At 59.3% G+C, this 24,830-nt stretch carries 21 protein-coding genes and 3 pseudogenes; 11 read left to right on the forward strand and 13 right to left on the reverse strand.

Features of this window, described 5'->3' with window-relative positions:
• Positions 1–210: 210 nt before the first annotated feature.
• Both AB7Z56_RS10420 and AB7Z56_RS10425 read right to left on the reverse strand, forming a co-directional pair.
• Entirely contained in the window at positions 211–1,326 is a 1,116-nt protein-coding gene (locus AB7Z56_RS10420) for a helix-turn-helix domain-containing protein (RefSeq protein ID WP_441256212.1), read from the reverse strand.
• Positions 1,327–2,097: 771 nt separating this feature from the next.
• Entirely contained in the window at positions 2,098–3,144 is a 1,047-nt protein-coding gene (locus AB7Z56_RS10425; RefSeq protein WP_354244099.1) for a LysR family transcriptional regulator, read from the reverse strand.
• 472 nt (positions 3,145–3,616) lie between these two features.
• Here AB7Z56_RS10425 and AB7Z56_RS10430 point away from each other — a divergent pair, with 472 nt between their 5' ends.
• The 7 genes from AB7Z56_RS10430 to AB7Z56_RS10460 all read left to right on the forward strand — a co-directional run bounded on the left by AB7Z56_RS10430 (position 3,617) and on the right by AB7Z56_RS10460 (position 11,051).
• Complete coding sequence (locus AB7Z56_RS10430; RefSeq protein ID WP_441256213.1) at positions 3,617–4,573, forward strand: helix-turn-helix domain-containing protein; 957 nt, start codon at positions 3,617–3,619, stop codon at positions 4,571–4,573.
• A 1,041-nt stretch (positions 4,574–5,614) separates the two neighbouring features.
• The gene (locus AB7Z56_RS10435; protein WP_212102334.1) at positions 5,615–6,388 is read left to right on the forward strand and encodes a heme ABC transporter permease; all 774 of its coding nucleotides are present in this window, start codon (positions 5,615–5,617) and stop codon (positions 6,386–6,388) included.
• Between the two features lie 7 nt (positions 6,389–6,395).
• On the forward strand, positions 6,396–7,169 hold the full coding sequence (ccmD, locus tag AB7Z56_RS10440) for a heme exporter protein CcmD (RefSeq protein WP_212102333.1): 774 nt from the start codon (positions 6,396–6,398) through the stop codon (positions 7,167–7,169).
• Between the two features lie 215 nt (positions 7,170–7,384).
• Positions 7,385–8,083 carry a c-type cytochrome biogenesis protein CcmI gene (ccmI, locus tag AB7Z56_RS10445; protein ID WP_354244093.1) on the forward strand — a complete coding sequence of 233 codons (699 nt, stop codon included), beginning with the start codon at positions 7,385–7,387 and terminating at the stop codon, positions 8,081–8,083.
• A 3-nt stretch (positions 8,084–8,086) separates the two neighbouring features.
• The gene (gene ccmE, locus AB7Z56_RS10450) at positions 8,087–8,539 is read left to right on the forward strand and encodes a cytochrome c maturation protein CcmE (RefSeq protein WP_212102331.1); all 453 of its coding nucleotides are present in this window, start codon (positions 8,087–8,089) and stop codon (positions 8,537–8,539) included.
• A 41-nt stretch (positions 8,540–8,580) separates the two neighbouring features.
• Positions 8,581–10,578: a heme lyase CcmF/NrfE family subunit gene (locus tag AB7Z56_RS10455; RefSeq protein ID WP_441256214.1), complete on the forward strand. Its 1,998-nt coding sequence runs from the start codon at positions 8,581–8,583 to the stop codon at positions 10,576–10,578.
• A complete protein-coding gene (locus tag AB7Z56_RS10460) occupies positions 10,575–11,051 on the forward strand; it encodes a cytochrome c-type biogenesis protein (protein WP_354244087.1) in 477 nt (158 codons plus the stop codon). Before AB7Z56_RS10455 ends, AB7Z56_RS10460 begins: the two co-directional genes overlap by 4 nt.
• An 88-nt stretch (positions 11,052–11,139) precedes the next feature.
• Here the strand turns inward: AB7Z56_RS10460 and ccmB are convergent, their stop codons facing one another.
• The 6 genes and pseudogenes from ccmB to AB7Z56_RS10490 form a co-directional block, all read right to left on the reverse strand.
• Positions 11,140–11,802 (reverse strand): heme exporter protein CcmB, encoded by a 663-nt coding sequence (gene ccmB / locus AB7Z56_RS10465; RefSeq protein WP_212102328.1) that lies wholly within the window; start codon positions 11,800–11,802, stop codon positions 11,140–11,142.
• A gap of 130 nt (positions 11,803–11,932) precedes the next feature.
• Positions 11,933–12,559, reverse strand: coding sequence for a heme ABC exporter ATP-binding protein CcmA (ccmA, locus tag AB7Z56_RS10470; RefSeq protein ID WP_441256822.1), 627 nt, complete (start codon positions 12,557–12,559; stop codon positions 11,933–11,935).
• 464 nt (positions 12,560–13,023) lie between these two features.
• The gene (hemA, locus tag AB7Z56_RS10475) at positions 13,024–14,382 is read right to left on the reverse strand and encodes a 5-aminolevulinate synthase (protein WP_354244081.1); all 1,359 of its coding nucleotides are present in this window, start codon (positions 14,380–14,382) and stop codon (positions 13,024–13,026) included.
• Positions 14,383–14,796: 414 nt separating this feature from the next.
• Positions 14,797–15,357: pseudogene (locus tag AB7Z56_RS10480) on the reverse strand (HAD family hydrolase); the annotation flags it as partial.
• The gene (gene hemF / locus AB7Z56_RS10485; RefSeq protein WP_354244249.1) at positions 15,348–16,235 is read right to left on the reverse strand and encodes an oxygen-dependent coproporphyrinogen oxidase; all 888 of its coding nucleotides are present in this window, start codon (positions 16,233–16,235) and stop codon (positions 15,348–15,350) included. The pseudogene AB7Z56_RS10480 and the gene hemF, both read right to left, overlap by 10 nt.
• A 90-nt stretch (positions 16,236–16,325) precedes the next feature.
• Entirely contained in the window at positions 16,326–16,493 is a 168-nt protein-coding gene (locus tag AB7Z56_RS10490) for a hypothetical protein (protein WP_441256215.1), read from the reverse strand.
• A 563-nt stretch (positions 16,494–17,056) separates the two neighbouring features.
• Here AB7Z56_RS10490 and AB7Z56_RS10495 point away from each other — a divergent pair.
• From AB7Z56_RS10495 to AB7Z56_RS10505, 3 genes are all read left to right on the forward strand, one after another.
• Positions 17,057–17,695 carry a cytochrome P460 family protein gene (locus AB7Z56_RS10495; RefSeq protein WP_212102326.1) on the forward strand — a complete coding sequence of 213 codons (639 nt, stop codon included), beginning with the start codon at positions 17,057–17,059 and terminating at the stop codon, positions 17,693–17,695.
• An 11-nt stretch (positions 17,696–17,706) separates the two neighbouring features.
• Positions 17,707–18,276, forward strand: coding sequence for a cytochrome P460 family protein (locus AB7Z56_RS10500; protein WP_212102325.1), 570 nt, complete (start codon positions 17,707–17,709; stop codon positions 18,274–18,276).
• 124 nt (positions 18,277–18,400) lie between these two features.
• Positions 18,401–19,495: a DUF7482 domain-containing protein gene (locus tag AB7Z56_RS10505; protein WP_354244074.1), complete on the forward strand. Its 1,095-nt coding sequence runs from the start codon at positions 18,401–18,403 to the stop codon at positions 19,493–19,495.
• A 630-nt stretch (positions 19,496–20,125) separates the two neighbouring features.
• On the opposite strand, the pseudogene bfr reads toward AB7Z56_RS10505, so the two are convergent.
• The 5 genes and pseudogenes from bfr to AB7Z56_RS10530 form a co-directional block, all read right to left on the reverse strand.
• Positions 20,126–20,561, reverse strand: a pseudogene (gene bfr / locus AB7Z56_RS10510) (bacterioferritin); the annotation flags it as partial.
• Between the two features lie 82 nt (positions 20,562–20,643).
• A complete protein-coding gene (locus AB7Z56_RS10515; RefSeq protein WP_441256216.1) occupies positions 20,644–20,883 on the reverse strand; it encodes a (2Fe-2S)-binding protein in 240 nt (79 codons plus the stop codon).
• Between the two features lie 138 nt (positions 20,884–21,021).
• The gene (locus tag AB7Z56_RS10520; protein WP_354265573.1) at positions 21,022–21,909 is read right to left on the reverse strand and encodes a caspase family protein; all 888 of its coding nucleotides are present in this window, start codon (positions 21,907–21,909) and stop codon (positions 21,022–21,024) included.
• Between the two features lie 636 nt (positions 21,910–22,545).
• Positions 22,546–22,830 (reverse strand): hypothetical protein, encoded by a 285-nt coding sequence (locus AB7Z56_RS10525; RefSeq protein WP_212102322.1) that lies wholly within the window; start codon positions 22,828–22,830, stop codon positions 22,546–22,548.
• Positions 22,831–23,244: 414 nt separating this feature from the next.
• Positions 23,245–23,775: a hypothetical protein gene (locus tag AB7Z56_RS10530; protein ID WP_354265574.1), complete on the reverse strand. Its 531-nt coding sequence runs from the start codon at positions 23,773–23,775 to the stop codon at positions 23,245–23,247.
• 373 nt (positions 23,776–24,148) lie between these two features.
• Here AB7Z56_RS10530 and AB7Z56_RS10535 point away from each other — a divergent pair.
• A pseudogene (locus AB7Z56_RS10535) lies at positions 24,149–24,567 on the forward strand (indole-3-glycerol phosphate synthase TrpC); the annotation flags it as partial.
• Positions 24,568–24,830: the final 263 nt, after the last annotated feature.

Consider the following 24,830-nt stretch of genomic DNA (forward strand, 5'->3'; position numbering starts at 1 on the left):
GAAATGATCCGTTGACGTGCGACACCATGCTCACCACTAAGCTCGCGAGAACGGATGCCGCCAGGGCCGCCACTCGTAGATGCATGTCTTCGTCAGGCTTGTGAGCTGCTTTCCTAGCGCACACCGAAAGCCGATCGTCCTCATCGCAATGTGAGGCGGAGATGTCCACTTTCTGAAAAGCAAAGCTGGTCGCGACGTCGCAGGTCATTCTTATGTCATAGGGGGAGCCACGCTTCGGCGGTAATCCGCGGGGGCAATTCCCGTCGCCTTCCGGAACGCCGTGGCGAACGCGCTGCGACTGCTGAAGCCTACCGCCAGACCGATTTCCGTCATCGAGCCCGCGCGGTTTGCCAGCAGCAACTTGGCGTGCTCAACACGACGGTTGGTCTGGTACCGATGTGGCGGCATTCCGAGAGATTGTTTGAATACCCGGCAGAAATGATACGGGCTCAGACGAACGAGCTGCGCCAACGCGACGATCGGTATCCGCTCATTGAGATGTTCCTCGATATAGGCGGTGACGATTCGTTGCTGCCACGGTGCAAGGCCACCTTTGAGTTGCGGTTGAATGCTGGGCGTTCCGGAAGTGAAACGCACGACTTCATGTATGAGCAGAGTACCGAGACTTCCGAAGTAGATTGGGTCACCCGCGGAGCTCTCGACGAAAGTCTTCAGCTTGAACGCGGTGTGCCATAGCGTTTCGTCCTCGAATAGTAGGCGTGGAGCGTCCGTTAGGTCGGTGATGCCATGCTTAGAGAGAGCCTTCAGCTTTTCAGGTTCGAAGTAGAAGTACATCAGCCGCATCTGCGACCCGCGCGGCTCGTGCCAATCGTGAAATTCGCGGCCAGCCGGCACAAATGTCAGCTTCCGCTCGAGGTTCCGGAGCGCTGATCGCGGCAAACCTTCCACAAATGTCTCTCCGTCGCGGCGCTCCCCCTTCTCGTACATTACGAGCATGTGCATTGGAGCACGATAATGATGTTGGATTGCGCTTCGGCTGGTGGATTGCACAGATTCGGCGGCCATGCCGTGCCCTGTTACGGTGAGGCGTGCCACAGCCTCGCAAGGAGAGATTTCAACGACAGGATGGATCGCATTCGCCGCGACGAGACCGTCCAATTGGCGAGCTGGATCAAAAGTGGAGAATTCATGGTCGCCTCCAATGATCGGGGATATCGGAAACAACACTTGTGATCTTGAACGTTGTTGCAGATATTCGGGGCCATGCCGCGAATAGCGTGGCTTCGGCAAATTCTCGCGTAAACCGACTTGCTGGAGTTGGCCTCGCAGCGTCGAGGGCGAAAGTGGTGGGAGGCCGTTTGCCATCGCGTCTCTCGTTCGTTTGAATTGGAGTTGTGCCGTCAACTGGTCATCATCGGCTAGGCGCATGGGGTCGAACTCCGGATTCCTATTAAGGATTTCGTTCATCTATTCCGTTGCGCGATTGCGGTGCCCGTGCTGAGGGCCCGCATCAGGCCGAGCGGCAGTTTCCTTCGCCCGAAAGCTGCTACAAGCCATGCGAGGTGAGCTTGCCCTGCGACACGCAAGTCCTCAATTGCACTCGCATTTGTACGTCTGACAGGAAGGGCGAAGCCGGGTTAGACTTTGGCCGAGCCGGGCTGCGACTTTTGGATATCCCGGCTTCGACTTATTTGGCGCGGAGCGTCACTTCGCCGGTTCCGACGCGCACGCGGACCGAGTTTGATCAGGTCTTCCTCAATGTCGCGCGCGCATGCTACAAGGCGCCTGTCATAAGGCCGGAAGGCCGGCCGCCGGTCCCGCCCGCTACGACTCTTCTTCCACCGCCTGTTATTCGGCCTGCAATATTCGCTCTGACGCAATTGTGGTGTAGCTTCGCCTTTTCTGCGCCTAGTCTGGCCTGAAGCTAATCGATTTTTCCACGCCCCTAAATGAAGCCAATACATCGTCGGCGATGTGGTGAAGATCTGGCGCCCGCATAGAGCGGCGTCGCGGCGGAAGCGCCCGCCTCGCCCTTAGAGCCTGACCGGAAATGACACGAGTCAACTCAAGTGATCACGCGTGGGGGACTGCAACTGCGACACGGCCGGGCTTGTCCCGGCCATCCACGACTTCGCGTCACTTCAGCAAACGACGGTTGGATGTCCGCGACAAGCTCGGACATGAGGAGGCGGGACCGGGGTCCTTTATTTGGATTAAGGCGCCTGCACCTTGTGCATCAGCCTTGCGAGCATTGTCTTTGTTCGACGCAGGGGCAGATGCACGGCGAAGTTTGTCCAACGCACTCGTCCAGTCGCAAACACGAGCAACCTTGATAAAGGCGTCAAGTGCCGGCGAATACTGCCTCCCAGCCACGGCCAAGAGCTGCACCTCGCGCCGGACGGGGTCGCCCTCAATTGGAATAGCGGCGAGCGACGGCAGCCTGGGAGCGTGTTCTGGCACCAGGATGGCCCCAAGACCGGCGGACGACATTTGCTGAAGATGGCTTTCCTGAGCGCTCCTGTGCACAACTTTAGGGCCTGGATGGTCGGCAAAACAAGCCTGTTTGAATCGGCCTGCGACGTCGCATCCGACCCTTTCGAGAAATACCGCCTCATGCAAGTCTTGGGGCGGGATAACGGTTTGCCTCGCCATCGGATGTTTCTGAGACAAGGCGAGCACGTACCGCTCCTCGAACAGCCGCCAGCGGTCGATACGCTCAGGTAGCTCCACGGCGTCACCGACGAGCGCGGCATTGATCTCGCCATCCAAAAGCATTGCAACGAGCCCGTTGGCATCCGTCTCGTGCAAATCGACTCGAAGGTCAGGGATGGTCCTGGCGAGCTCCAACAGTAATTCCGTGATGAGTGCGGCGGAGACTGACGGCACCAGCCCGATCTTGAGCGGGGCGATTGTCTTCTTTTGATAGCCTCGCACCTGAAGCCGTACCGCTTCCGCGGCGGCAAATATTTTCTCCAGCGTGGGCAAAATCATCTTGCCCAACTCGGTGAGCCGGGTGAGGTGACGTTCACGGTGAATCAACGCGCCACCGAGTTCTTGCTCCAGCTTTTGTACCGCCTTTGTCAGTGCCGGCTGGGTTATATTGCATTGCTCCGCAGCCCGCGTAAAATTGAGTGTCCTTGCTAGGGCTAAGAAATATCGCACCTGATAAAACTGCAGCTGCATACTCATACTCGAAAGAGTTGCCGCGCTTCGGACCGTTCCGGCTTGTTGCCATAGTAGGCAGGGGCGATGGCTAAGCGGCTTGTCGCGGAGTTTCCGCGGAAACAGATATTGTGGGCGAGCTCGGAACTGTCGACCCGCGTCTTGCGGATAGTGTTCTTACCGATGCTGTCGCCTAATAACGTCGCCGTTGCGTAGAACATCATAGGCGCGACCAGTTAAGTGTCAGGGTTTGCAGAGGGATCGGTTCGACCATCTTCATCAGACGTTGTTCTCTGCTCATTTAGGATCTCCTAAGGGCTTAGTTCTGGACCGCTGGAATGGGGGCCGCTGCGAGCGCGGCATGCTCACGCTCGTCAAGGAGGTTCCCACCTTCTGCCCAGGCCGCACCGTCCGAGCTATAAAGCAGTACCAAGATTTGCAATTATCCTGGCCCACGACTAGGTCACCAGCTCAATTCGAGGGTCCGAAACACATGCCCGACCGTCCGAATCTTGCATCGCCTCGATCCGATCTCGATGTGCTGATGGCAACCTTGGATGTCGACGTCATTGGGCTCATTGAGTGTTTGGTCAGTCCAGGTTGGCGCCTGTCATTTGGGAGCGCAGTCGCACCGGCTATCCACTACAATCTTTCCGGGACCGGACGAATGGTTGTGAGTGGTTTCTCCGCATTTCCTCTGGTGCCTCACACCCTTGTCATCACACCGGCCAAGAAGCCGTTTCACATCGAGGTCGATGACCCGACAGCGGCCAAGACAGTGAATGTGGTGGACGCGCAATGGGATCCCCAGTTCGGCGAGCGTGTCCAGCGATTCGTCGCCGGGGACGTGGATCCGATGCTCATGCTGATCTGCGGGTACTTTCGCGCCAGTTACGGCTCGTCGATCGATCTCTTTGCAAGCCTTTCCACGCCGATTGTCGAGCGCTTCGAACCCGCCGATGAGTTGGGGCCAAAGTTGCAGGCCGCGTTGGCAGAAATCAGCGGCCGGCAGGTTGGAATGCAGGCGATGACGACCGCCATCCTGAAGCAGGTACTCGTCACGCTTCTCCGTCGGAGTCTGAATTCAACCAGCGTTTGGCTCGAACGCTTTTCAATCTTACACGACCGTCAAATCGCTCTTGCGTTCGCCGACATGCTGGCGCGGCCATCGGCCGATCACTCCGTCCTGTCCTTGGCGCAGAAGGCCTGCTTGAGCCGATCCGCATTCATGGCACGCTTTGTGCGCGCGATGGGATGTTCGCCAATGGTCGCGCTCCGGCGAATACGGATGAAGCGGGCGGCCGATATGCTCGCGGCGAGGACATTTTCAGCTGAGCAGATTGCGCGGGCAGTCGGCTATAGGAGCTACAGCAGCTTTCTCCGCGCATTTCGTCAAGTGCATGGATACGCTCCGCAAAAATCAGAAGTAGCTGGACCGAACTCCGATTGAAGATGCGGCGAGGTGGTGACAGCAGCCGCAGTGGGCAAGGCCGCTGCGCTGCGATCGCATTGCCTGCGACGGTGCCGGTTACAGGACCACTCACGGCGGATGCTGAGGCCGATCGACATAAGGCGGAGCCAGTATCTGAGCACATCGAGGAGGACCAACGGCGCATTAAGCGCTTGATCCGGTCCATGATCGGCTTCAAGTCGATGACCTGTGCCCCGACGATCCTTTCCAGCGTCGAGATGTGTCCACATGATGTGCAAAGGAGAAGCGAGGCACACTTTCACTCCAGCAATTCGGGCTTCCGGAACACTCCCGTCTCCGAGACAACTGTCATCGTGATGGGTTGGCAGCAGAATCGACGCGCAAGCTTAGCCGCTCTCGTGCCGCGGCACTTCGCGTGCTTGGCAAAAGCCAGTCCATTACTGCGTTCGAAATGCGCTCGGAACGGCTATCGTCAAGCTGATAGACGCCGCCGTAGGCGAGACCTGGACTGGCGCATAAGCACTTCAACCAGCAAACATTCGGCGTCATGCAGACGCGCCTCCTCCGATGTGAGTGCAAACAACTCGACAAACTGATCCGGCGTCGTGTCGTCGCCAACGCGACGCAGATCATCAGGCAACTGATCTATCAACCGTTCCAGGATGTCTCAGATCTCACAGTCAGCCATCTGGCACTCCTGGAGCAACTCCTTGGTGCTCTCGACAATAGTTCGCCTGAAATCTGTAGGTCGTTGGCTGGGACGACGTCGCAAGGCTTTCTCTCGTGGGGGCGGGCCGAGTAGTTGGGCGTCGTCCACGGTCCGGTGCGTCGGACGCTCGCGTCTTCAGCTGTCTTATCATCTGCCTCACCACGCGATGGAGATATCGAATCTCTAGGCGCCGACTGGCATCGAAACGATAACTGACGGTAATTTGCGAAATCGTCTCCGGCGTGATGCGATACTCATCGGCTCGCCGACGGCATGGTCCTTCGTCGCGAGAAGCATTCGGAAGTAAGCGAATTCCCTGCCTGCGAGTTGGCTTCGAGGAGATCGGAAATTTGAAGCTGAGCTTCACCGCCTACAGCAATCCTGGTAATTTCCTGCGCATCGCCGCAAAGCTGCTGCCTTGGCTCTGGGGGTCGACAGCCTTCGCCTTCGCACTTGGTCTCTTCGGAATATTCGCCGCGCCACCCGACTACCAGCAAGGCGAGACAGTGCGCATCATGTACATTCACGTCCCTGCGGCGTGGACAGCGATGCTTGCCTTTACGCTCATGGCCGTATCTGCGCTTGGATCCTTAGTTTGGCGTCATCCGCTTGCCGATGCAATGCAAAAGGCGGCTGCGCCGCTTGGCGCAGCTTTCACCTTCATCTGCCTCGTCACGGGCTCCCTCTGGGGCAAACCTATGTGGGGCACATACTGGGTCTGGGACGCACGGCTTACCTCCGTGTTGGTTCTGTTTCTCATCTATCTCGGTCTGCTCGCGCTCTGGCAGACCATTGAGGACCCGAGTAGGGCGGCACGGGCAGCTTCGATCATGACCCTGGTGGGGTTCATCAACATCCCGATCGTGAAGTTCTCGGTTGATTGGTGGAACACTCTCCACCAGCCAGCGTCGGTATTTCGGATGGAGGGCTCGGCGATTGTTGGCTCCATGTTATGGCCGCTAATTGTTATGGCGCTCGCATACACGCTTTTGTTGGTGACTCTCCAGGTAATGGCCGTCCGCAACGAGATCATGCGACGCCGAGTCCGGCGGCTTGCGATCACGCTGGCGGCTGCGGGCGAACCCGCAACGGCTCGCATGTTGCCTGCCAAAGTGGCGTTCTGAGCAGATCATGATGCAGCATGGCGGATTCATTGCGGCAGCTTTTCTGGTGACGAGCACCGTGCTAGCCGGGATGATCGCGGCGGTCCTCATCGACTATCGCGTTCAGCTCCGTACCCTGCGTCGCTTTCTACTTGATCATTCGGATCCGCGCGGCCGTATGAGCAACATCCCCGCCTCGATTCAAGTCCCAGCGAGCGCCACGGCCCCTCGACGCGCACTGGGCCGCCTGTGGGTGATTATCCCGCTTCTGGTCTTCTTCGGAATTGCGGCATTACTCCTGGTGCGGCTCGGCGCCGGAGACCCGTCGCTCGTGCCCTCGGCTCTGATCGGCAAGCCAGCGCCGCACTTTGCGCTGGAGCCACTCGATGGGCTTTCGACGTCCGGTCCACCTGGCTTGTCGAGCGCCGATCTGCGGAGAGGGCACGTGACCATAGTGAACGTGTTTGCGTCATGGTGTGTCGAGTGCCGGGAAGAACAAGCGGCGCTGATGGCGTTGGCGAACGACCGGGAGCTGCAGCGACAGGGGGTGAAGCTTACCGGCATCGTTTACAAGGACGATACCAGAAGTGCGCTAGCCTATCTCGCCGTCAACGGGAACCCTTTCGCGCAGGTTGGCACAGACCGGTCCGGTCGAACGGGGATCGATTTCGGCGTCTACGGCGTCCCCGAGACCTATGTGATCAAGGGCGATGGCACAATCGCCTATAAGCTGGTTGGTGGCATCTCGGACACAAGTCGATCTGCTTTAATGGCGGCAATTGCCGAGGCGGAGCGTCCATGACGACCACCTTGCAGGCTCCGCATCCCCGCGCGACCGATACAAAAAAGCGTGTTCTCGCTTCGGCAGCGTGGGATTCCGTCCACTTACATTATTCAGCAGTGATCGATCTGACCATGGAAGCGACACACCCAGAAGCGGTCCGAGTTTCAAGGGCGGCGGATGGCCGACGATGTGGCGCGTTACGCAGTGTAGAAAGCGGACGGAGGACTTGAAACATGGTGTGGGCCGTCTTCGCAATGATGACTTCCGCAGTCGTGCTAGCGCTGGTCCGGTCTCTCTCTGAGCGTTGCGAGGGCTTTGGCGCTCACGATTCCGATGTGACCTTCTATCGCGACCTTCTAGCCGAGGCGGATGATGACGTCCGCTGCGGACTGGTAGCACCAGAGGATGCCGTGGCGACGCGTGCCGAGATCGAGCGCCGAGTGCTCGCGTCACTCAACTCAGCGTCGGAGAGTCGGCCGGGTGCGCCGCAGAGTCGACGGCCGAGACGCGCCGCGGCGGCCTTGGCTATCGTCGTAGTACTGCCGCTCGTTGCGCTTGCGTCGTACCTCAAGGTCGGCGCTCCCAACCAGCCTGACATGCCAACCGTATCGAGGCGGACGGGTAAGGACTTCACCCTCGTTGCCGCGGCTCCTGACATCCATGCTGGCGAAGCCCAGGCTGACGTCGCCGAACTTCCTCCGGAGCAGCGGGGTGACGCGATCCGCGGGATGGTAGAAGGTCTCGCCGAGAAGCTCTCGAAGAACGGCCATGATATTCAGGGATGGCTGCAACTGATTAGGTCTTACATCGTATTGGGTGAACGTCAGAAGGCCGTGGCGGCGATCGCAAGCGCGCGTGCGCAGTTAGTAGGCGATGCGCAAGCGCCGGCACGCATCGATGAACTCGTCAGGCAGCTTGGTTTGAAGGAGTAGATCTTGACCAGAAAGGGGAGGCGCCTCGTTATCATCAGCGCAGCAGGCTTCACTTTGGCCATCGCGGTAGGGCTCATTCTGTTTGCATTGCGCGACAGTATCGTCTTCTTCTACGGGCCGACCGAGATGGCCGAAGAGGCGCCGCCGCGAGGAACCCGTCTGCGCATCGGTGGCCTGGTGAAAAGTGGCTCACTTGCTTATGGTGGATCGGCGACTGTCGTCTTCGCGGTGACCGACCTGAAGCACGACATCATGGTCAGCTACACCGGATTGCTGCCGGATCTCTTCCGTGAGGGGCAGGGCGTCGTGGCCGAGGGCACGGTGGAGGGGCCAGGCCTCTTTCATGCCGATACCGTGCTCGCCAAACACGACGAGCGATATATGCCGAAGGACGTAGCCGACAAGCTCAAGCAACAAGACTCTTGGCGCAACGAAAGATCCGCGCGAGCGCAATAGCGTCGCCTTCACGAAGCATCGCAGCCGATGGGATCGAAAGAATGATCGTCGAAACCGGACATTACGCGCTCGCTCTGGCTCTCGCCGTCGCGCTGGTTCAGTCAATTCTGCCGCTCTGGGGGACCCGCAGCGGTGATTCTGGACTCGCTTCCACTGCAGTCCCCGCGGCGATCACCCAATTCCTATTGCTGGGATATGCCTTCGCGGCACTAACTTACGCCCATGTGGTGTCCGACTTCAGTCTCGTAACAGTCGCCGAGAACTCGCTGACCACCAAACCACTTGTATATAAAATCGCCGGCGTCTGGGGTAATCACGAAGGATCCATGCTGCTTTGGGTTCTGATCCTCGCGGTCTTCGGAGCAACAGTGGCGTTTCTCGGGCGCGGTATGGCGAGGGAACTGCACGCCAATACGCTAGCGGTCCAAGGCTGGATATCCGTTGCTTTCCTCTGCTTCATCCTGTTCACGTCCGATCCCTTCATGCGACGGTTTCCGGCGCCCTTCGAAGGTCAGGACCTCAATCCGCTGCTTCAAGACCCGGGCCTTGCGATACACCCGCCGCTCCTTTACCTCGGTTATGTCGGGTCCTCGATCGTGTTCTCGTTCGCGGTGGCGGCGCTGATCGGAGGCCGGCACGACGCCGCTTGGGCGCGCTACGTTCGACCTTGGATACTGATTGCCTGGATCTTTCTGACGCTTGGTATCGCCATGGGCTCGTACTGGGCCTATTACACCCTAGGCTGGGGCGGGTTCTGGTTCTGGGATCCGGTCGAAAATGCGTCGCTGATGCCCTGGCTCGCGGGTACCGCGCTCCTGCATTCGGCTGCCGTCATGGAGAAGCGCGAAGCCCTCAAGATCTGGACACTGTTCCTTGCGATACTTACTTTTTCACTGTCGTTGCTCGGTACCTTCCTGGTGCGCTCAGGGGTGCTGACATCCGTCCATTCCTTCGCCAACGATCCGGCGCGCGGAGTTTTCATTCTGGTCATCCTGACCGCGTTCATCGGCGGCTCCCTCGCGCTTTATGCTTGGCGCGCACCCTCCCTGAGCCAGCGTACTCTCTTCGCACCCGTGTCACGTGAGAGCGCGCTCGCAGTCAACAACCTGTTGCTTACCGCCTGCTGCGCTACGGTGCTGACCGGCACGCTCTATCCGCTCGCGCTCGAGGCTTTGACCGGAGACAAGATCTCGGTAGGCGTACCGTTTTTCAATTTGACGCTCAGTCCGCTTGTAACGCTGATCGTTCTGCTGATGCCGCTCGGTCAGTCGCTCGCTTGGAAGCGAGGCGATTTGCTCGGCGCAGCGCAGCGGGTCACGGTCGCTGCCTTCGGGGGCCTCATGGCAGCCCTTGTGCTCGTGTCTGTCATCCGCGGCGGCCCCATCCTCGCCGCGGTCGGTCTCGGACTCTCCGTCTACCTCATCGTCGGTTCGTTCACCGATGTGGCGTCGCGTGTCTGGGCACGTGGGCAGCCCGCTCGGGTGATGCTGGCCCGAGGAATCGGGCTGCCGCGCTCAGCCTGGGGCGCGGCGATCGCTCACGCAGGCTTTGGCGTAACACTCATGGGCTTGGCGGCGACCGGTTGGGGCGTGGAGCGGATCGTGGCCGTCAAGCTGGGCCAGGGGATCGATCTAGGCCCTTATCAAGCCACTATCGAGAATCTTCGATCGCGACAGGGCCCGAACTATTCCGAAGTCCTGGCCCATACCGTCATCAGCAGGGGCGACGCAACCGTGGCCACCGTCGAGCCCGCCAAGCGTAGTTTTCCCGCACGACAGACCACTGTCACCGAGGCAGGCATCGTGACGTTGGGTTTTGGCCAAATCTACATTTCGCTCGGGGACCAACACCCCGATGGTTCGATCGATGCGCGCATATTCTGGAAGCCGCTCGTGACGGCCATCTGGATCGGAGCTGTCATCATGGCGTTCGGAGGGATCGTGTCGTTGTCCGATCGACGCCTTAGAATCGGCTTCGCGCGCCGCGTGGCGAGCGTCCACGCCGCCGCCAACCCCGCAGCACCGCAGCCCGCCGAATGACTTCGCTTCGTCGCGTTCTCCTGCTTTCGATCTTAATTGCGGGCTTCGCGCCCAGCTTGGCAAGGGCGGTACAGCCAGACGAGGTCCTGCCCGACCCGAAGCGTGAGGCGCGCGCGCGGACTATTTCCGCCGGGTTGCGCTGCCTCGTCTGCCAAAATCAGTCGATCGACGATTCGAATGCAGAGCTCGCGCGAGATCTCCGACTGCTGGTGCGCGAACGCCTTAATCTCGGCGAGAGCGACGAGCAGGTCCGCGCCTTTCTGGTGCAGCGTTACGGAAACTTTATCTTGCTGAAACCACCACTCGAGTTGGAAACAGCCCTCCTTTGGGGAATGCCGGCTTTGGTGCTCGTAGCGGGCGGGATTGCTTTCCTGTTCGGATTGCGCCGTCTCCAATCCACGCCGGAGGTGCCCTTAAGCCAAGCCGAGCGGGATCGGCTCGCGACTGTGTTGGACGCCGATACTCCGCTATAGGCATCTCCTGATGGTCAAGCCATCTTACCTTCGGAGCGGAGTCGTTCTACGGCCCCCCGAACCAAATCCTTTACTCTGCATGCGCTCGTCATTCTCCCGCGCCGCGAAGTGCTGCAGCCGCGGCAATTGGGGCGAGGGCGATGGATGCGAGCCCGAGCGCGCAGAGGACCAGAAAGGGCGTCAGAAAGGGCACTGTGCCATGCTCCGCCGCGGAGACACCGAAGATCAGCACCGGTACGCCTAGCGGCACGACGAGGATCGACAATAAAAGACCGCCGCGCCGCAGCGTGACGGTAAGGGCTGCACCGATCGCTCCCAGAAAGGTGAAAGCCGGCGTACCAACCAACAACGTCGCCGCCACCGCCCGGAGCGCCGGGCCGTCCAAATCCAACATCAGGCCAAACAAAGGCGAGAGCACAACGAGCGGCAGCCCCGTGACAAACCAGTGGGCAACGCACTTCACCAGAACAATGAGTTCTAGGGGCGCCGGGGACAGCAACATCTGGTCCAGCGAACCGTCCTCGTGATCCGCCTGAAACAGACGGTCAAGGCCCAATAAACTCGCGAGGAGCGCTGATATCCACAGAATGGCTGGACCGATGCGCGATAGCAAGCGCAGGTCGGGTCCGATCGCGAAAGGCACGACCGTCACGAGACTGAGAAAGAAGACCAGGCCGAGAACCCCGCCTCCACCGATGCGGCGCCCCAGCATGAGGTCGCGAAGAAAAACGACGAGGAGAATGCGGGTCATAGGCCCCGTCCGGCGTTGCCATCGCGTTGAGACCGCTCCGGGGAAATCGGAAGAGCGAGGTGACGTCTTCGCGCCCGACCGTGAAACAGAAGGCTACGGCGGTGCCGACCGCACCCCAACGGGACGACCCTCACCTCGCTCCGAGCCTGACTTGGATTGTCTCCGGCAGACCGAGCGGTTCGTGGGTCGCGGCGAGGATCAATCCTCCGCTTCCGAGATGGTCGGCGACAATCCCCTTCAGCAAGGAACGTGCGTGCCGGTCGAGTGCGGTTAGCGGCTCGTCGAGAAGCCATAGAGGGCGATCGGCAATCAGGAGCCGGGCCAATGCGACACGGCGACGCTGTCCCGCGGAGAGATAGGCGACAGGCAGATCGAGAACGCGGGCTAACTCCATACGGTCCAGCGCCTCTAACGGGGTTACCCGACCTCGCCCCAAAATTCCCAGGCCGATCTTGAGGTTTTCGCGGGCGGTCAACGCCGATTTCAGCCCGTCGAGATGGCCCACGTAGTGGAGGCGCTCTGCCAGGGGCGCCGTATCCGTTGCTTCGGACTCCACCCATGACATGCGGCCGGATCCCAGTGGCAAGAAGCCGGCGATCGCGCGCAATAGTGTGGATTTGCCCACGCCATTGGGACCTGTCACTTCGGCGATTTCGCCCGAGTCCAGTCGCAAAGACACCCCGCCGAACACCATGCGCTCGCCGCGCACGACGGACATATCCTCGATCAAGAGATGGCACCGCCGCGTGATATCTATATTCATTTCCGGTTGTCCGTTGCCTCGTTCGGATCGTTTTCGAACGCCCGCTTGGAGGGCTCGTCGAAATGAACGATTCTGGAACAGCGTGCTCGAACGAGAGGCGGCGCCGCAGGCGAGAAGCGCTCAGGATGAGGAAGTTCAGTTCTTCGCGGCAGCCCACCAGGAGGATGCGAGCCCGATTGTGAACGATGGCAGCAAGATGTGCCACGCGATCACCCGCGCAAACTGGCAGCCTGATAGAAGGACTGGACGGGGGCGCATCACCTCTTCTATCCGGAAGCGTGTCAAAAAGACGTGGGTATGCCGTCGAACGGCTTTCTTTGGATGGTTCATCGTCCCAACTTGGCCGCCTCCGCCGCAACCTGAGACTCGCGACGCCTTCCCAGCATGATCTGCGCCCTTCGGGTAGCCGACGCCCCTTCGGCAGGCGCTCGCGAAGAGGGCGCTCCCAAGCACGGCTCTCAGGCAAGAGAGAGGGTGTCCCAAGTCTCAGCGAGCGCAGCTGCGAGCTCCGCTATGTGGGTATTCCCGTGATATGGCGACGGCGTGATGCGCAGACGCTCCGTCCCGCGGGGAACGGTCGGATAGTTGATCGGCTGGATATAGATGGCGTGCCGCTCTAGAAGACGATCCGCTGCCGCCTTGCATAATTTCGCATCGCCGACGATCACAGGCACGATGTGGGTAGCGTTCGGGAGGACCGGAAGACCGGCGGCTTGGAGCGCTCGTTTCGTTGCAGCGGCTTGGCGTTGGTGTGCTTCGCGCTCTGCAGACGAGTGCTTCAGGTAACGAACGGACGCACGGGCCGCGGCAGCAATTGGTGGAGGGAGTGCCGTCGTGAAGATGAATCCGGGTGCAAAGCTGCGCACCGCGTCGCAGATCGATCTTGACGCCGCGATATAGCCGCCAACGCAGCCGAATCCCTTGGCAAGGGTCCCCTCGATTACGGTCACGCGATGCATTACGCCATCGCGCTCGCTAATCCCGCCCCCGTGAGCGCCGTAGAGACCGACGGCGTGAACCTCGTCGAGGTAGGTCATCGCGCGATACCTGTCCGCAAGGTCGCAGATGGCGCCGATCGGCGCCACATCGCCATCCATCGAGTAAACGGACTCGAACACGATAAGCTTGGGGCGGTCTCCCGCCTCGCGCAGCAAGGCCTCAAGGTGACCGAGATCGTTGTGGCGGAAAATCCTCCTTTCGCAATTTGACTGGCGGATGCCTTCGATAATCGAATTGTGGTTGGATGCATCAGATAAGACGACGCAGCCCGGGATCAGCTTGCCGATCGTCGAAATGCTGGCCTGGTTCGATACGTAGCCGGACGTGAAGACGAGGCTCGCTTCTTTGCCATGCAGATCAGCAAGCTCGTCCTCTAAATCAACCAAGGGCGAATTATTTCCGGCGATGTTGCGCGTTCCACCCGCTCCTGCGCCGCACCGGTGTGCCGTCACGGTCAGCGCGCTTACGACCTCCGGATGCTGCCCCATGCCGAGATAGTCATTCGAGCACCAAACCGTGATCTCGGTGACGGTTCCGTCAGACCGGCGCCATTTGGCGGCTGGGAAACGGCCGGAGATGCGTTCGATGTCGGTGAAGACGCGATAACGCTGCTCCTTGTGCAGGTGCTTAAGAGAATCGTGGAAATGACGTTCGTACGCTTCGGCCGCACAACTGTTGTCGTCCGTAGCAATCGTCCCGTTGGCCGATGTCGACTCTCTTTGCCCCGGCACTATGTCCGTACAAAAATGTCTACTACCGACGCTTCCGTGCGTCGGATGCCTTGCTTGCCACTTTGTCGATACGTCCAGATCGTCCATCTCAATCTTCCCTGACCGTCGCTCGACTATAGCTCCTCACGCAGAGCACTTCGCGCCTCTCTCAGTTATAATTTGCAAAACCCTCGGTTATGGTCGGGCGCCGCCGCCTGAGGCAGCTCACATATGGCCTACGTCTGGGTCCGCTTCCGGAAACCTACGCCCGTTTCGGTGCAACTATTAGTAATCAGATCCTAAGGAACGGGGGCGAACTGTCACTTGAGATTGGCGGGAGCGAGCGGCTCGCTTGAAAACTCGTTGCGAGCGAATCGCTTTTGTGTCACGGCCTCGGCTTCAAAGGCTTGAATGGTGCACACGGCGTGGCCAGTCACAAACGTCATCGCGAGATTGCACCGGCCGGATCAGCAAGATTGGCGATGGTTCGTCGCCGAGGCGACGCGGCGTCACGACTTCCTATTCCAGATTATAGTTGACTATCCTGGCGGTGACGCCGAGCGCGTCGATCGCGTGCAGATAAGCGCACTCCCCGCGCTTGCCGAAATCGTGCTCGCCCTCGATCTGGATGTGGTCGAGCGGTGGGTCAACTCGAAACGCTCGATCTTGGCGCGCTGCATGTCGGCCGCGCCGTTGGTGACCAGCGCGAGCTTGACACCGAGCGCCTTCAGCCGGTCGACCTTCTCATGCGCGCCGGGGAAGCCAACATCTCCTCCTCGCGGTAGGTGGTGAAGCGGCGGCGAGATCGTCGGGCAGGGCGCGGTGCCCGCTTGCGGCGAGCGCTGTGAAGCCGCCTTTCACCGTCAGCCGCCGCGCCTCGCCGAGCTTGAGTCGCCAGGCGGCCGCCGCATTGGCCTAGTAGTTTCGCGCAAACGCCAGCTTCGGTGGCAGCGGTGCAAGCTCGGATGCGAACTCGGTTGCGATTGTGCTCCGGGTGATCTCGGGACGGCCATAGCGCGACAGGATGGTGTTATCCACGTCGATTAGCATAGCGCGGGGGAGGTGCTTTGCGGTCATGGCCATTTCACTTCCGGCGGCAACGACGACAGGATCGAATCCACATTGCCGCCGGTCTTCAGCCCGAAGATGGTGCCGCGGTCGTAGAACAGGTTGAACTCGACATAGCGCCCGCGCCGGATCAATTGCTCCTCGCGATCCTGTGCGGTCCAGGCATCAGCGAAATTGCGCCGTACCAGTGTCAGATAGACCTTCAGGAGGGCGCGGCCGACGTCCTTGGTGAAAGCGAGGTCGGCGTCCCAGTCCCCGCTGTCATGCCAGTCATAGAAGATGCCGCCGATGCCACGGGCCTCTTTGCGGTGCGGTAGATAGAAATACTCGTCGCACCATTTCTTGTACTTGTCGTAGTCGGCGACGCCGTTCGGACCGTTGCAGACCTCCCGCATCGCGGCGTGGAAGGCGATCGTGTCCGCGTCCTCCTGCGTGCGTCGCCGGTCGAGCACGGGCGTAAGGTCGGCGCCGCCGCCGAACCAGGTTTTCGTCGTGACGACGAAGCGCGTGTTCATATGCACCGCGGGTACGTTCGGATTGCGCATATGCGCGATCAGCGAGATGCCCGACGCCCAGAATCGCGGATCGTCCACCGCGCCCGGGATCTGCGCGCGAAACTCGGGGGCGAACTCGCCATAAACGGTCGAGCAGTGCACGCCGACCTTCTCGAACAGGCGGCCGCACATCATCGACATCACGCCGCCGCCGCCCGCCGCGCCTGAGTGGTCAGTGCGCTGCCAGGGCGTGCCGACGAAGCGGCCGGCCGCACCCGAATAGAGCTCTCGCGGCGCGTCATCCTCGAGCCGCTCGAAGCTTGCGCAGATGTCGTCGCGCAGCGATTCAAACCAGCTCCGCGCGCGTGCCTTGCGCTCCTCGATCAGCGTCACATCCATGGTCGACATTCCAGTAGTCTCGCCATTAGCCGTGCGGACCGCAATAGGTGCAGCTCGCGTTGCAACTGTCGTGATGGATGCTGGCGCGGGTCAGCCGGCCGAGATGCGCAGGGCGTTCCCAGACGAAACGCGAGAGGTCTTTAGCGTCGGGGTGCCCAGCGCCTCGATCTTGTTGAGGTCGAGCGTCAGCCGCACGTCTTCGATCGCATGCTGGAGGAGGCCGAAATCGGCCACCATGCCGGTCAAGGGATCCGGCATGCCGCGGAAACTCGCCTCGGATTGGAAGAAATGGCAGTGGATCTCTCCTTGCCGCGCCAAAGGCCGTTCCCGACAGCGTATGGGCCGCCTTGAAGCAGAATGATTTCGTCAATTCCCACATTTTGTGAATGTCAGCCCTATCTAATGCCGCGCGTCTTGTTGTTCGTGACATTGGTGTTGCCTCTTCGTGAGGACGCGGCCGGAAAACTGGTTTGGTCGTTTTCGAAGGATCGGTTGCCAATCTGCAACTAAGAAAGTCAATGGCCCCATCCGCAGATCACAAGGATACTAGCGCATCAGTGAATACTGGAAATGGCATTCACGCCGGCAATCCTTTGTCACTGCGGCATGCGCTGCGAGGGGCCAGAGGCTTCCCATGATCAAACATCGATAGTTAGAGAGAACGTCATTCCCGGCGGGCATTAATTTCATGATCCTTCGTCGCTTTTGCATCAAGGCACCCACGTCTAATCTAACCTGTGCGCAGTTAGCGAGACCACCTGCTGCACGAATGCCGTCGTTGCCTTGTTCGGCGACACACAGCTGGTCAGAGGAGAGAGATCATGAGACGTACAGTACTCGCACTTTCCGCCGTCCTCGGCGCTAGCGCTTTGGCAACTGCAGTCTTCGCGCAGCAACCGCAGCTTCCACCACCCGACGATTGGCATGCTACCGGTCGCTATCTTCCTGAATACACAAAAGATGGAGACCTCATTCTGCCGAAGAACTTTCACGAATGGGTCTATGTTGGTTCGCCGCTAACGCCCAATTTTCTAAACCCTCCCCAAGCAAACTTCCCTGAATTTCATAACGTATATATCGAACCTGGCTCCTACGAAATCTACAAGAAAACGGGAGAATTTCCCGAAGGAACGATCTTCGTGAAGGAGCTGCAGCTCATGTTGCCCGCGACTGAAAAGGACGGTTCGAGAGCCGAGCCATCGGGGCACGGATTCTTCCCCGGTCCCTTCAACGGGGCGGATGTGACTGTCAAAGACTCCAAGAGATATCAGGCCACCAATGGCTGGGGCTACTACAACTTCAACCACCATGAGCCCAAGGCGGCGACTGCCAAAGTCCGCCCGATCGAGGAATGCGCCTACTGCCACATCGCGAGCGCGAAACGAGATGACGTATGGACGCAGTTCTACGTGTTGCTCGACCAGGTACCGGTACCGCCAGGTCCGTCTAAGAAAAAATGAGGAAACCTGCGATGAAATTCCTCGGAAGTGCGGCCGTAGCGTCTGCATCGTTCATCGTCGTGATCGTCGGGTGTCTTGTCTCGCAGTCCGCAAATAGCCAGCCCGCTGCTGCGCAAGAACAACTCGTTGATGCGACGGGCAACATGCATATCCCGAAGAACTATCGAGCCACTTACGAATTCCTCGGGAGCTGGTCTGTTGCAGGTGACAAGGGAGCCAAAGAGATGCACGTCGTCTACGCGTCGCCAGGATCTGTCGCTGCCTATCGCACCACCGGCAAGTTCTCCGATGGTTCGATACTCGTGAAGGAAGTCTACGACGCGGCCACTTCGGATATGACGACTGGAACGGTCAGCCATCAAGACCTTCTCAAAGGCTGGTTCATGATGGTGAAGGACAGTAAGAACAGCCACCCCGATAATAAGCTATGGGGTAACGGTTGGGCTTGGTCGTGGTTCGACGCGAATAACCCGGTGAAAACGACCTCAACGGACTTTCGATCAAATTGTCTAGGCTGCCACATCCCTGCCAAGGAGACAGACTGGATCTATGTGCAAGGCTATCCCGTACTGAAGAAGTAACGGGCAGTGCGTTGCGGCTAGGGACGCGCCCGACGACCAGGCGTGTCCCTAGTGATCGGTAGCCAACTTCGTTTGAATGTTACCGGTCGCGGGTAAGGCTGGATGCGGAAGAAAGGGTAGAGTCATGAAGTCTGGCAGAAAGCTCGACAGACGTGTTTGTGGTTCGATGATGATCCTTGTGGCGTCGTTTTTGGCACCACAAGGAAGCCTGGCGGCCGATCCAGCTGCCGGAAAAAAAATCACAAAACTATTTCTTGAGTCGGGCCAAGTGGACCTCGAACGAGAAGTGGTGACGCTGCCGCTCCGTCGTGGGCGTCTTTCTTCGGGAGAAGCCGTTTGGTTCGTGCTTACCGACGTAAGTAATTTTGATACGTCGAAAAAGATGGGGCTCACATGGGCGCCTAGTCTCACGAACGCCAAAGACCTGACGAGCACACGGGTTGCGGAAATGGACGACTCGGGTAATTTCACGTTCAAATCGGGCCGGGTTGATTTCTCGCCGTCCCAAAGCTTGGTAGGCGGAGAAGCGCCCAAATTGTTTCCTCCTAAAACGGCCCGAGCCGGGTCTGTTGGGGATGCGCACTACAGCCCATTGGTTCGTGTGACGAACAAGGAGGACATTGTCTTCAATGCTCCGGTCATCGCGTTCAATGTCGGGCCCGAGAAAATCTCATTCTGCAACGGCAGTCCTGATTACTCTGTCGTGACCGACTCCGTGGCAAGCATCTGTCCTGATAAGGGTACCGTTGACTTGAAACTTCGGTTTGGCTTCGCGGACGGTAAACACCTGCGTTATCTTAGTTTTGACGCCAACTCCGAGGAGTCAGCGACGCTGGAGTCGTCCACTTTTGCGCCAGCGGAAAGCGACATTCTTCAGAGCGGCGCGACTGAGGTGATCTATACGATTGTGAACGGCAAGATGGGTGTGAAAGATCCGGACCGCCAGGGGATCGAGAGCGCCCTCAACGGAGAGGGCCCCTCACTCGACATCCTCGCGCACTTCACGGAGATCAGCGCCGGATACTCTCCGATGTGGGATGTGCGATTGGCCGAGTGGACCAAGGAGGCTATCTCTAAGGATCAACGGAAACTGATTACTGACGGTGACGATCTCGAAGCCAAAAGCGCGTCAGGCTTACTGGTGAGCCCTGCGGGGGGGCCAGTGAAGACGACGGGGAACCTGGTGAATTGTCCGGTCGTAGGATTCACCAATGAATGATCTCCTGGCCACACAATTGCGCTTCCCTTGTCCATTGGGGCGCAATCGGTGTCTCGGCCACTGACGCTCCGCTCCCAAGTTGATGCGAATTTGATGAGCACCCGCTCGGGCCCGACGCCTCTCAGTCCGTAAGCGTCGATGATCTGGTCGGCCCTGGCGATCGATGCTGCGACATTGAAGGACAGGTTGGGATACTACAAGGCCGAGCGACTGGGCCGCAGGGGCGCATCGTGTCTGTAGTGTTGAAGAGCGCTTCGAAGCTATCTGCAGAGCCCTCGATGATTGAGAACTTTGAGGTTCGCGCGTCGTCCTGCGAGCGCTGTTGGTCTCTGTGCGACGACCTCGCATATTGGCGGCCCACGTGCCAATGCTAGAACTTTGAAGGCCGCGCGTCGGTGTCAAGTGCAGACCGTGCTTCGTTCGTCGGTCCAGTATGTCTGCCGTGGTTCTCGCCCACGCGGCTTCGCGGAGATAGGACGCTTCACCGTTGATAGAGATCGCCACCGAAATGCTGCTGGAGATCGGTGCGGCCGCTTACAGGCACGCGTCCTATAGAGCCGGGCGTAGTGAACCCGCAGCGAGTTCGGAAGCTCAGCATGGTCGCGCTGCAAACGCGCTACGTAATCGGCGAACGTGCCGCAGATCTCCGCCGGGTAGCGGTGTGCCCAGGTTGCGGCTGACATAATCCTTCACGGAATGACAATGCGTCGCCGCGTCTTGGTACAGCGCACGCGCGCTTCTCTCGGCGGCGAGGTCGCAATCGATAACTTCCTGACGTTATGACCGATCTGCAAGGGGTCGAGCATCTGCATTTGGGAAGGCCTTCGAGGAAGATTACTCGGTCGGTGATGCGGTCAGCGTACTGCATCTCCTCGATCGGCTCTTTGCGCCAGACCTTGGCCATGTCCGAGAGGCCCCAATTGGCGAGCAGCCGGTAGTGCAGCCAGTACTGGTTGATGGCAGTGAGCTCGTGACGCAGTCCCTTGTTAAGGTGCTTGATGACTTTGGGGCGCCTTGCGGATGAACTCCAACGCTTGAGGGACGCTGCTGAGGAAGAAACAAGCAATCCGGCATCCCGGGCACGAAACCGAGAGGCACCAATCCAGCAAATCCAGGAAAACTAGGGCGCCGCGGGCGCGACGTTGAGCTCATCCATCCAGCGCGTCATCCAAGATCCCGCGATGCGGGCAGCCAGCCTGACAGTCTAATGCACATTCCCTGCACGCCTCGTCGATAATCGTCTTGATGGTGCGCGCGCAGCGGCCACATTCGGCGCTGCAGCCCAGGCAATCATAGATCTGTTTGGCGTTGCGCAGCGTGTCATCGGCCATGTTCACGGCATGGCGAACATCGTGGTCGCTGAGGACATTGCAGGAACAGACGATCATGAAACGCGAAAAAGAGCTTCAGTGATGCGGTGTCATCGATATGGGACAGCGCCGGGCACGTTGGAGGTTCCGAACAAGGCGGAGATGATTGAGTGGGGCACTACATGGGAAGTCAGCGTTGACTTTGTTTCATGGAGATCAACAGAAATATGTATGATCACTCGCGACGACCGCTAGCCGCAGAGCCGACGGAGGACAGGGAACGCCGTTCCGTGCCGGCCAAAGATTGACGCTCTCGGTTAGCGTAGATGACACATCTGGAATCTGTCGGCCTCGAGTAGCAGCCACCACTGCGTTCCGTGCATTACTGAAGACCTCCTCGATCCCCTTCGAAGAATCGATCTGCGTAAGAAGAGCGGTCATCAGCTGACTATGCTTTTCATCCGGGTCTTCGACAACTTGGCCAGGCGCTGCTGAGCTGATGATCAGCGCGTTCTCACTCGTTTGAATGGCTGCAAGTCCGTGTGAATAAGTCCTGAAGCGTCGCTCGTAAGGATTGCGGCGCGAGGCCTCAATGACTGCGGCCCTGACGCGTACGCCGGAGGTCTTGAGTTGCGAAAGGAGACGGTCAATGCTTACGCCTTGGCGACGGACATCTTTTTCACTCCAGATCTTCGCATCGACTGGGATTAAATAATTCTGTCCGTCAGATTGGATGCCGAAACCTCCAAAATAGACTAGTGCAATTGAGTGCAAATGTGCTCGTGCCCTTAGTTGATCGATTGCGCGGGTCATGTCGAGGCGCGTCGCATTGTCAATGGCGTCGACGAGAAAGCCGCCCTTGCGAAGAGCATTTGTCAAACTTTCCGCATCGCGTGCCACTTGGGGAAGAGGGGAGCCGGCATCGGGATAGGTTGAATTGCCAATTACCAGAGCTAGCCGATTAGTATCGAGTGGTGCGGATTCACCCGGCCAGATGGGCGCGCTCATGGGTCGAGGCTTCTCCAACCGCATTGTCTTGTCGAGACCGGGCGAGAACAAGCCGAGCAGGACTGCAACGCCGAGTAGCATTTTGGAAACGGTCATTTCATTATAACCTCCAGTGCACCGAGGAAATGCTCCTCTCCGTAGGATGGCTTGGCGCCGCCAACATCCGCGTCACGGTCGCACCGACGTGCCGCCGTTGCGTCCTTCAAATGCGTCGCGCCGTCCAGTGGCCTGAGCATCGCGCCGGTCCCGAGTGGCCGCTCCAGGTCCCCTGACCGGACGTCGCGAACAATTTGCCCGCGCCCGTGGCATATTTGTCTTGGACTGTCACGGAAGCGCGAACCGCGCCGGATTTTGCGACGTGACCTCGAAATCTCACGAGATTGGGATGCGTGACAATTCCGTTGGTCACATCGACAGTAAAGCTATAACTGGAATCGCAGGTTCCTCTTTGCGTCACGAAGACGAGGTCCCAAGATCCGTCGTAGGCCGAGCGTCCGTATGCTGCTGGCCCAAAGACAATGAAGCAGCTCGACGCTGCGATAAGAAGGGAACGCTTTGTCACGACAGTTCTCCTAACTAGTTGAAGCGCACATCCAGCGGGCGATGCCTGCTGCCGAATCCGTCGAAAATGCCCCGAGAATGACATGCGTATGACCGAGGAACGCGAAAATCTCCCAAGTACATGTTGGCTAGCGGCGGCTTGAGGGAGCCGCACGCCGCCAAGCGCTGGCGTCACCACCAGCCGTAAGAGAAGCCGGGATAGTAATAGGTGGGATAGCTCGAATATGAATTATGGATCGGATAGCCACGGTACGTATTATAGGTGGGATAGTCCCAGTACGAAGGGTTCGGATAATGCCGTCGCACCCGATAGCGCACGTCCGTCGTCACGGCTGGTATTGCTGCCTTGATCGACGTGCCATTGATCGGCGTGGCAGACGATGTGGCCGTCGCGGCCTCTGCGCTAGGAACAGCAATTGCGAGCGCAATCGCCAGGCTGCGGACTTCAACCTTCATGGTAGCTCCGTTCGTGTTAAACCACCCGACGATGATGCCCTTGCAGCGCCGGCCAGGGAAATCACCTCTCGCCATAGAGTCGATAGACGATCATTATTGCCGCCGCGCCGCGTGATGCTGCAGTGAGAAATGCCAGCGGCGGCATCCGCAGAGACTGGTTGGAATCTGGAAATTGTGATGCGCGTCGCCGCCGCTCGGCTGCCTGCGCTGGAGATCGCCGCCAGGTCGGCGGCGTGTCCGAGGTCCCCGGCAATCTCATGCCCGGCATCAAAGCGGCTTGTTCGATTTCGGCGACGGTTCTTCGTCTCGCGGTTGAGCTGCGATATCGGGAAACAAGCCGGGGTTAGCGCGCCGTGGGTCGGTGACGCGTAACTGCCGAAAGCAAAAGTGGAAGAGCGCTTTGCCATTGGAGCATCATAGTAAAGAGTCGACGGTCCATCGATTCGAGCCGGCGAAGCCCAGAAATAGGGCGCAGCACATCGCGGCGAACACGGAGTAGTCGAATGGCGACTTGATCCCAAACGAAATCGCCATGGCTGAACCAAACAGGAGGAGCAGGCCCGCGCTGCCGAAAGCCGCCCATCGCACCGCGAGTCCGAGTACCAGCGTAACGCCAAATAGAAATTCCAGAACCGTCGCGGTCGCGCCGAGAAAGGGGATCATCCATGCCGGTGCGAACGAATTTACCTTGGCCGCGTAGCCCAAAAACCGTTCGAATGTTCCCCAGGAAACTCCGCGCTCGCCCGGATTGCCGTAGAGCCCGAGCCGGTCGCTGACCGACAATAGGAACGAGATCCCGAGCGCCGCGCGGCTTCCCAGCGAAAGAAAATCCAGGGCAAGAGGTGCTCGTTGCTCGGCGGATCGCAGCTTGAGGATGGATTGGCCAGTGCGCAGGACGCTGTGAAGCGGTCCGGACGACATCTTTCTAAGCGTGCGCCATGCCATCGGCGTTACTCGACGAAATCTGCGACAGTGGTACCAATTGATCGCAGCACGGGACGAAAGTGTCCAATAGCCGGCGCGTATAGTTTCCATGGCGGCGCGGAATCGCGCGCTGACCGTTCTCACTGTTATTCGTAAGGCAACGCAAGTTGCGCCGGCCGCGACGGCATCCCCCGCGCTGCGAGCGAACAATAACGATCGTCTAGCGATTCCATGGCGCGAGGGGATATCCGGAAGAGCGTCGTTCGCATCTTGCGTCGGAGTACATGCCGGCGCGAACGGTTGATGAAGGGGAAGTGAGTTAGCGTCGATCATGTTTTGATTGTACGGTTCCGCCGAAACGCGGATTGTTGAATGGCAAGTAAGTCAACGATTGATGAGGTCGGACAGCTTGAAGAAGATCGAAACCAACAAGCGCGAGGGGGATCGCCGCCGCCAAGCGTGCTCATCCCCTCGCGAGCATCGAGGCACGCGCCAAGGCGCCCGCTCCACCGCGCGGCTTCGTCCGCGCGATCAAGGCAAGGCATGCCGGCGGCCACTATGCGTTGATTGCTGAGATCAAGCAGGCCTCACCATCGAAGGGCCGCATCCCGCGCCGATTTCGATCCGCCTGCCCTGGCAAAGGCCTATGCGGCCGGGGGCGCGGCCTGCCTCTCGGTGCTGACCGATACGCCTTCATTCCAGGGGCATCTCGATTTCATGCTCGCGGCGCGCGCGGTGACCAATCTGCCGGTGCTGCGCAAGGATTTCATGCTCGACACCTATCAGGTGGTCGAAGCCCGCGCTCACGGCGCCCTGATCTCTACCGACTACAAGACGGACGAGGCGGGACTTCGCTGTGGCTTCGCGGATTATCTCGAACACAACAACGGGGCGGGCGGCATTTGACTTAGAGTTGTTTCCCAATACAACGGCCTGCCCAAGATGACCGTCCAGCCCTAGATCTTGGCCATTGCAGACAGGCGGTGGTTCACGGTCGTGTCCAATAGCGAGGATCCGATCCGCATCCTCCTTGAGCTGATTTGGACGCGTCTGCGCAACCATTTTCAGCAATACAT

Source organism: Bradyrhizobium sp. 482_C4_N1_8 (assembly GCF_052075965.1).
Classification (GTDB): Bacteria; Pseudomonadota; Alphaproteobacteria; order Rhizobiales; family Xanthobacteraceae; genus Bradyrhizobium; species Bradyrhizobium barranii.

Excerpts from the sequence above, each read along its gene's own strand:
- AB7Z56_RS10420 (WP_441256212.1), bottom strand. The coding sequence starts at position 1,326 with ATGGCAAACGGCCTCCCACCACTTTCGCCCTCGACGCTGCGAGGCCAA.
- AB7Z56_RS10425 (WP_354244099.1), bottom strand. The coding sequence starts at position 3,144 with ATGCAGCTGCAGTTTTATCAGGTGCGATATTTCTTAGCCCTAGCAAGG.
- AB7Z56_RS10430 (WP_441256213.1), top strand. The coding sequence starts at position 3,617 with ATGCCCGACCGTCCGAATCTTGCATCGCCTCGATCCGATCTCGATGTG.
- ccmD (WP_212102333.1), top strand. The coding sequence starts at position 6,396 with ATGATGCAGCATGGCGGATTCATTGCGGCAGCTTTTCTGGTGACGAGC.
- ccmI (WP_354244093.1), top strand. The coding sequence starts at position 7,385 with ATGGTGTGGGCCGTCTTCGCAATGATGACTTCCGCAGTCGTGCTAGCG.
- AB7Z56_RS10455 (WP_441256214.1), top strand. The coding sequence starts at position 8,581 with ATGATCGTCGAAACCGGACATTACGCGCTCGCTCTGGCTCTCGCCGTC.
- AB7Z56_RS10460 (WP_354244087.1), top strand. The coding sequence starts at position 10,575 with ATGACTTCGCTTCGTCGCGTTCTCCTGCTTTCGATCTTAATTGCGGGC.
- ccmB (WP_212102328.1), bottom strand. The coding sequence starts at position 11,802 with ATGACCCGCATTCTCCTCGTCGTTTTTCTTCGCGACCTCATGCTGGGG.
- hemA (WP_354244081.1), bottom strand. The coding sequence starts at position 14,382 with ATGGACGATCTGGACGTATCGACAAAGTGGCAAGCAAGGCATCCGACG.
- hemF (WP_354244249.1), bottom strand. The coding sequence starts at position 16,235 with ATGGATGTGACGCTGATCGAGGAGCGCAAGGCACGCGCGCGGAGCTGG.
- AB7Z56_RS10490 (WP_441256215.1), bottom strand. The coding sequence starts at position 16,493 with ATGCCGGATCCCTTGACCGGCATGGTGGCCGATTTCGGCCTCCTCCAG.
- AB7Z56_RS10495 (WP_212102326.1), top strand. The coding sequence starts at position 17,057 with ATGAGACGTACAGTACTCGCACTTTCCGCCGTCCTCGGCGCTAGCGCT.
- AB7Z56_RS10500 (WP_212102325.1), top strand. The coding sequence starts at position 17,707 with ATGAAATTCCTCGGAAGTGCGGCCGTAGCGTCTGCATCGTTCATCGTC.
- AB7Z56_RS10505 (WP_354244074.1), top strand. The coding sequence starts at position 18,401 with ATGAAGTCTGGCAGAAAGCTCGACAGACGTGTTTGTGGTTCGATGATG.
- AB7Z56_RS10515 (WP_441256216.1), bottom strand. The coding sequence starts at position 20,883 with ATGATCGTCTGTTCCTGCAATGTCCTCAGCGACCACGATGTTCGCCAT.
- AB7Z56_RS10520 (WP_354265573.1), bottom strand. The coding sequence starts at position 21,909 with ATGACCGTTTCCAAAATGCTACTCGGCGTTGCAGTCCTGCTCGGCTTG.
- AB7Z56_RS10525 (WP_212102322.1), bottom strand. The coding sequence starts at position 22,830 with ATGAAGGTTGAAGTCCGCAGCCTGGCGATTGCGCTCGCAATTGCTGTT.
- AB7Z56_RS10530 (WP_354265574.1), bottom strand. The coding sequence starts at position 23,775 with ATGGCATGGCGCACGCTTAGAAAGATGTCGTCCGGACCGCTTCACAGC.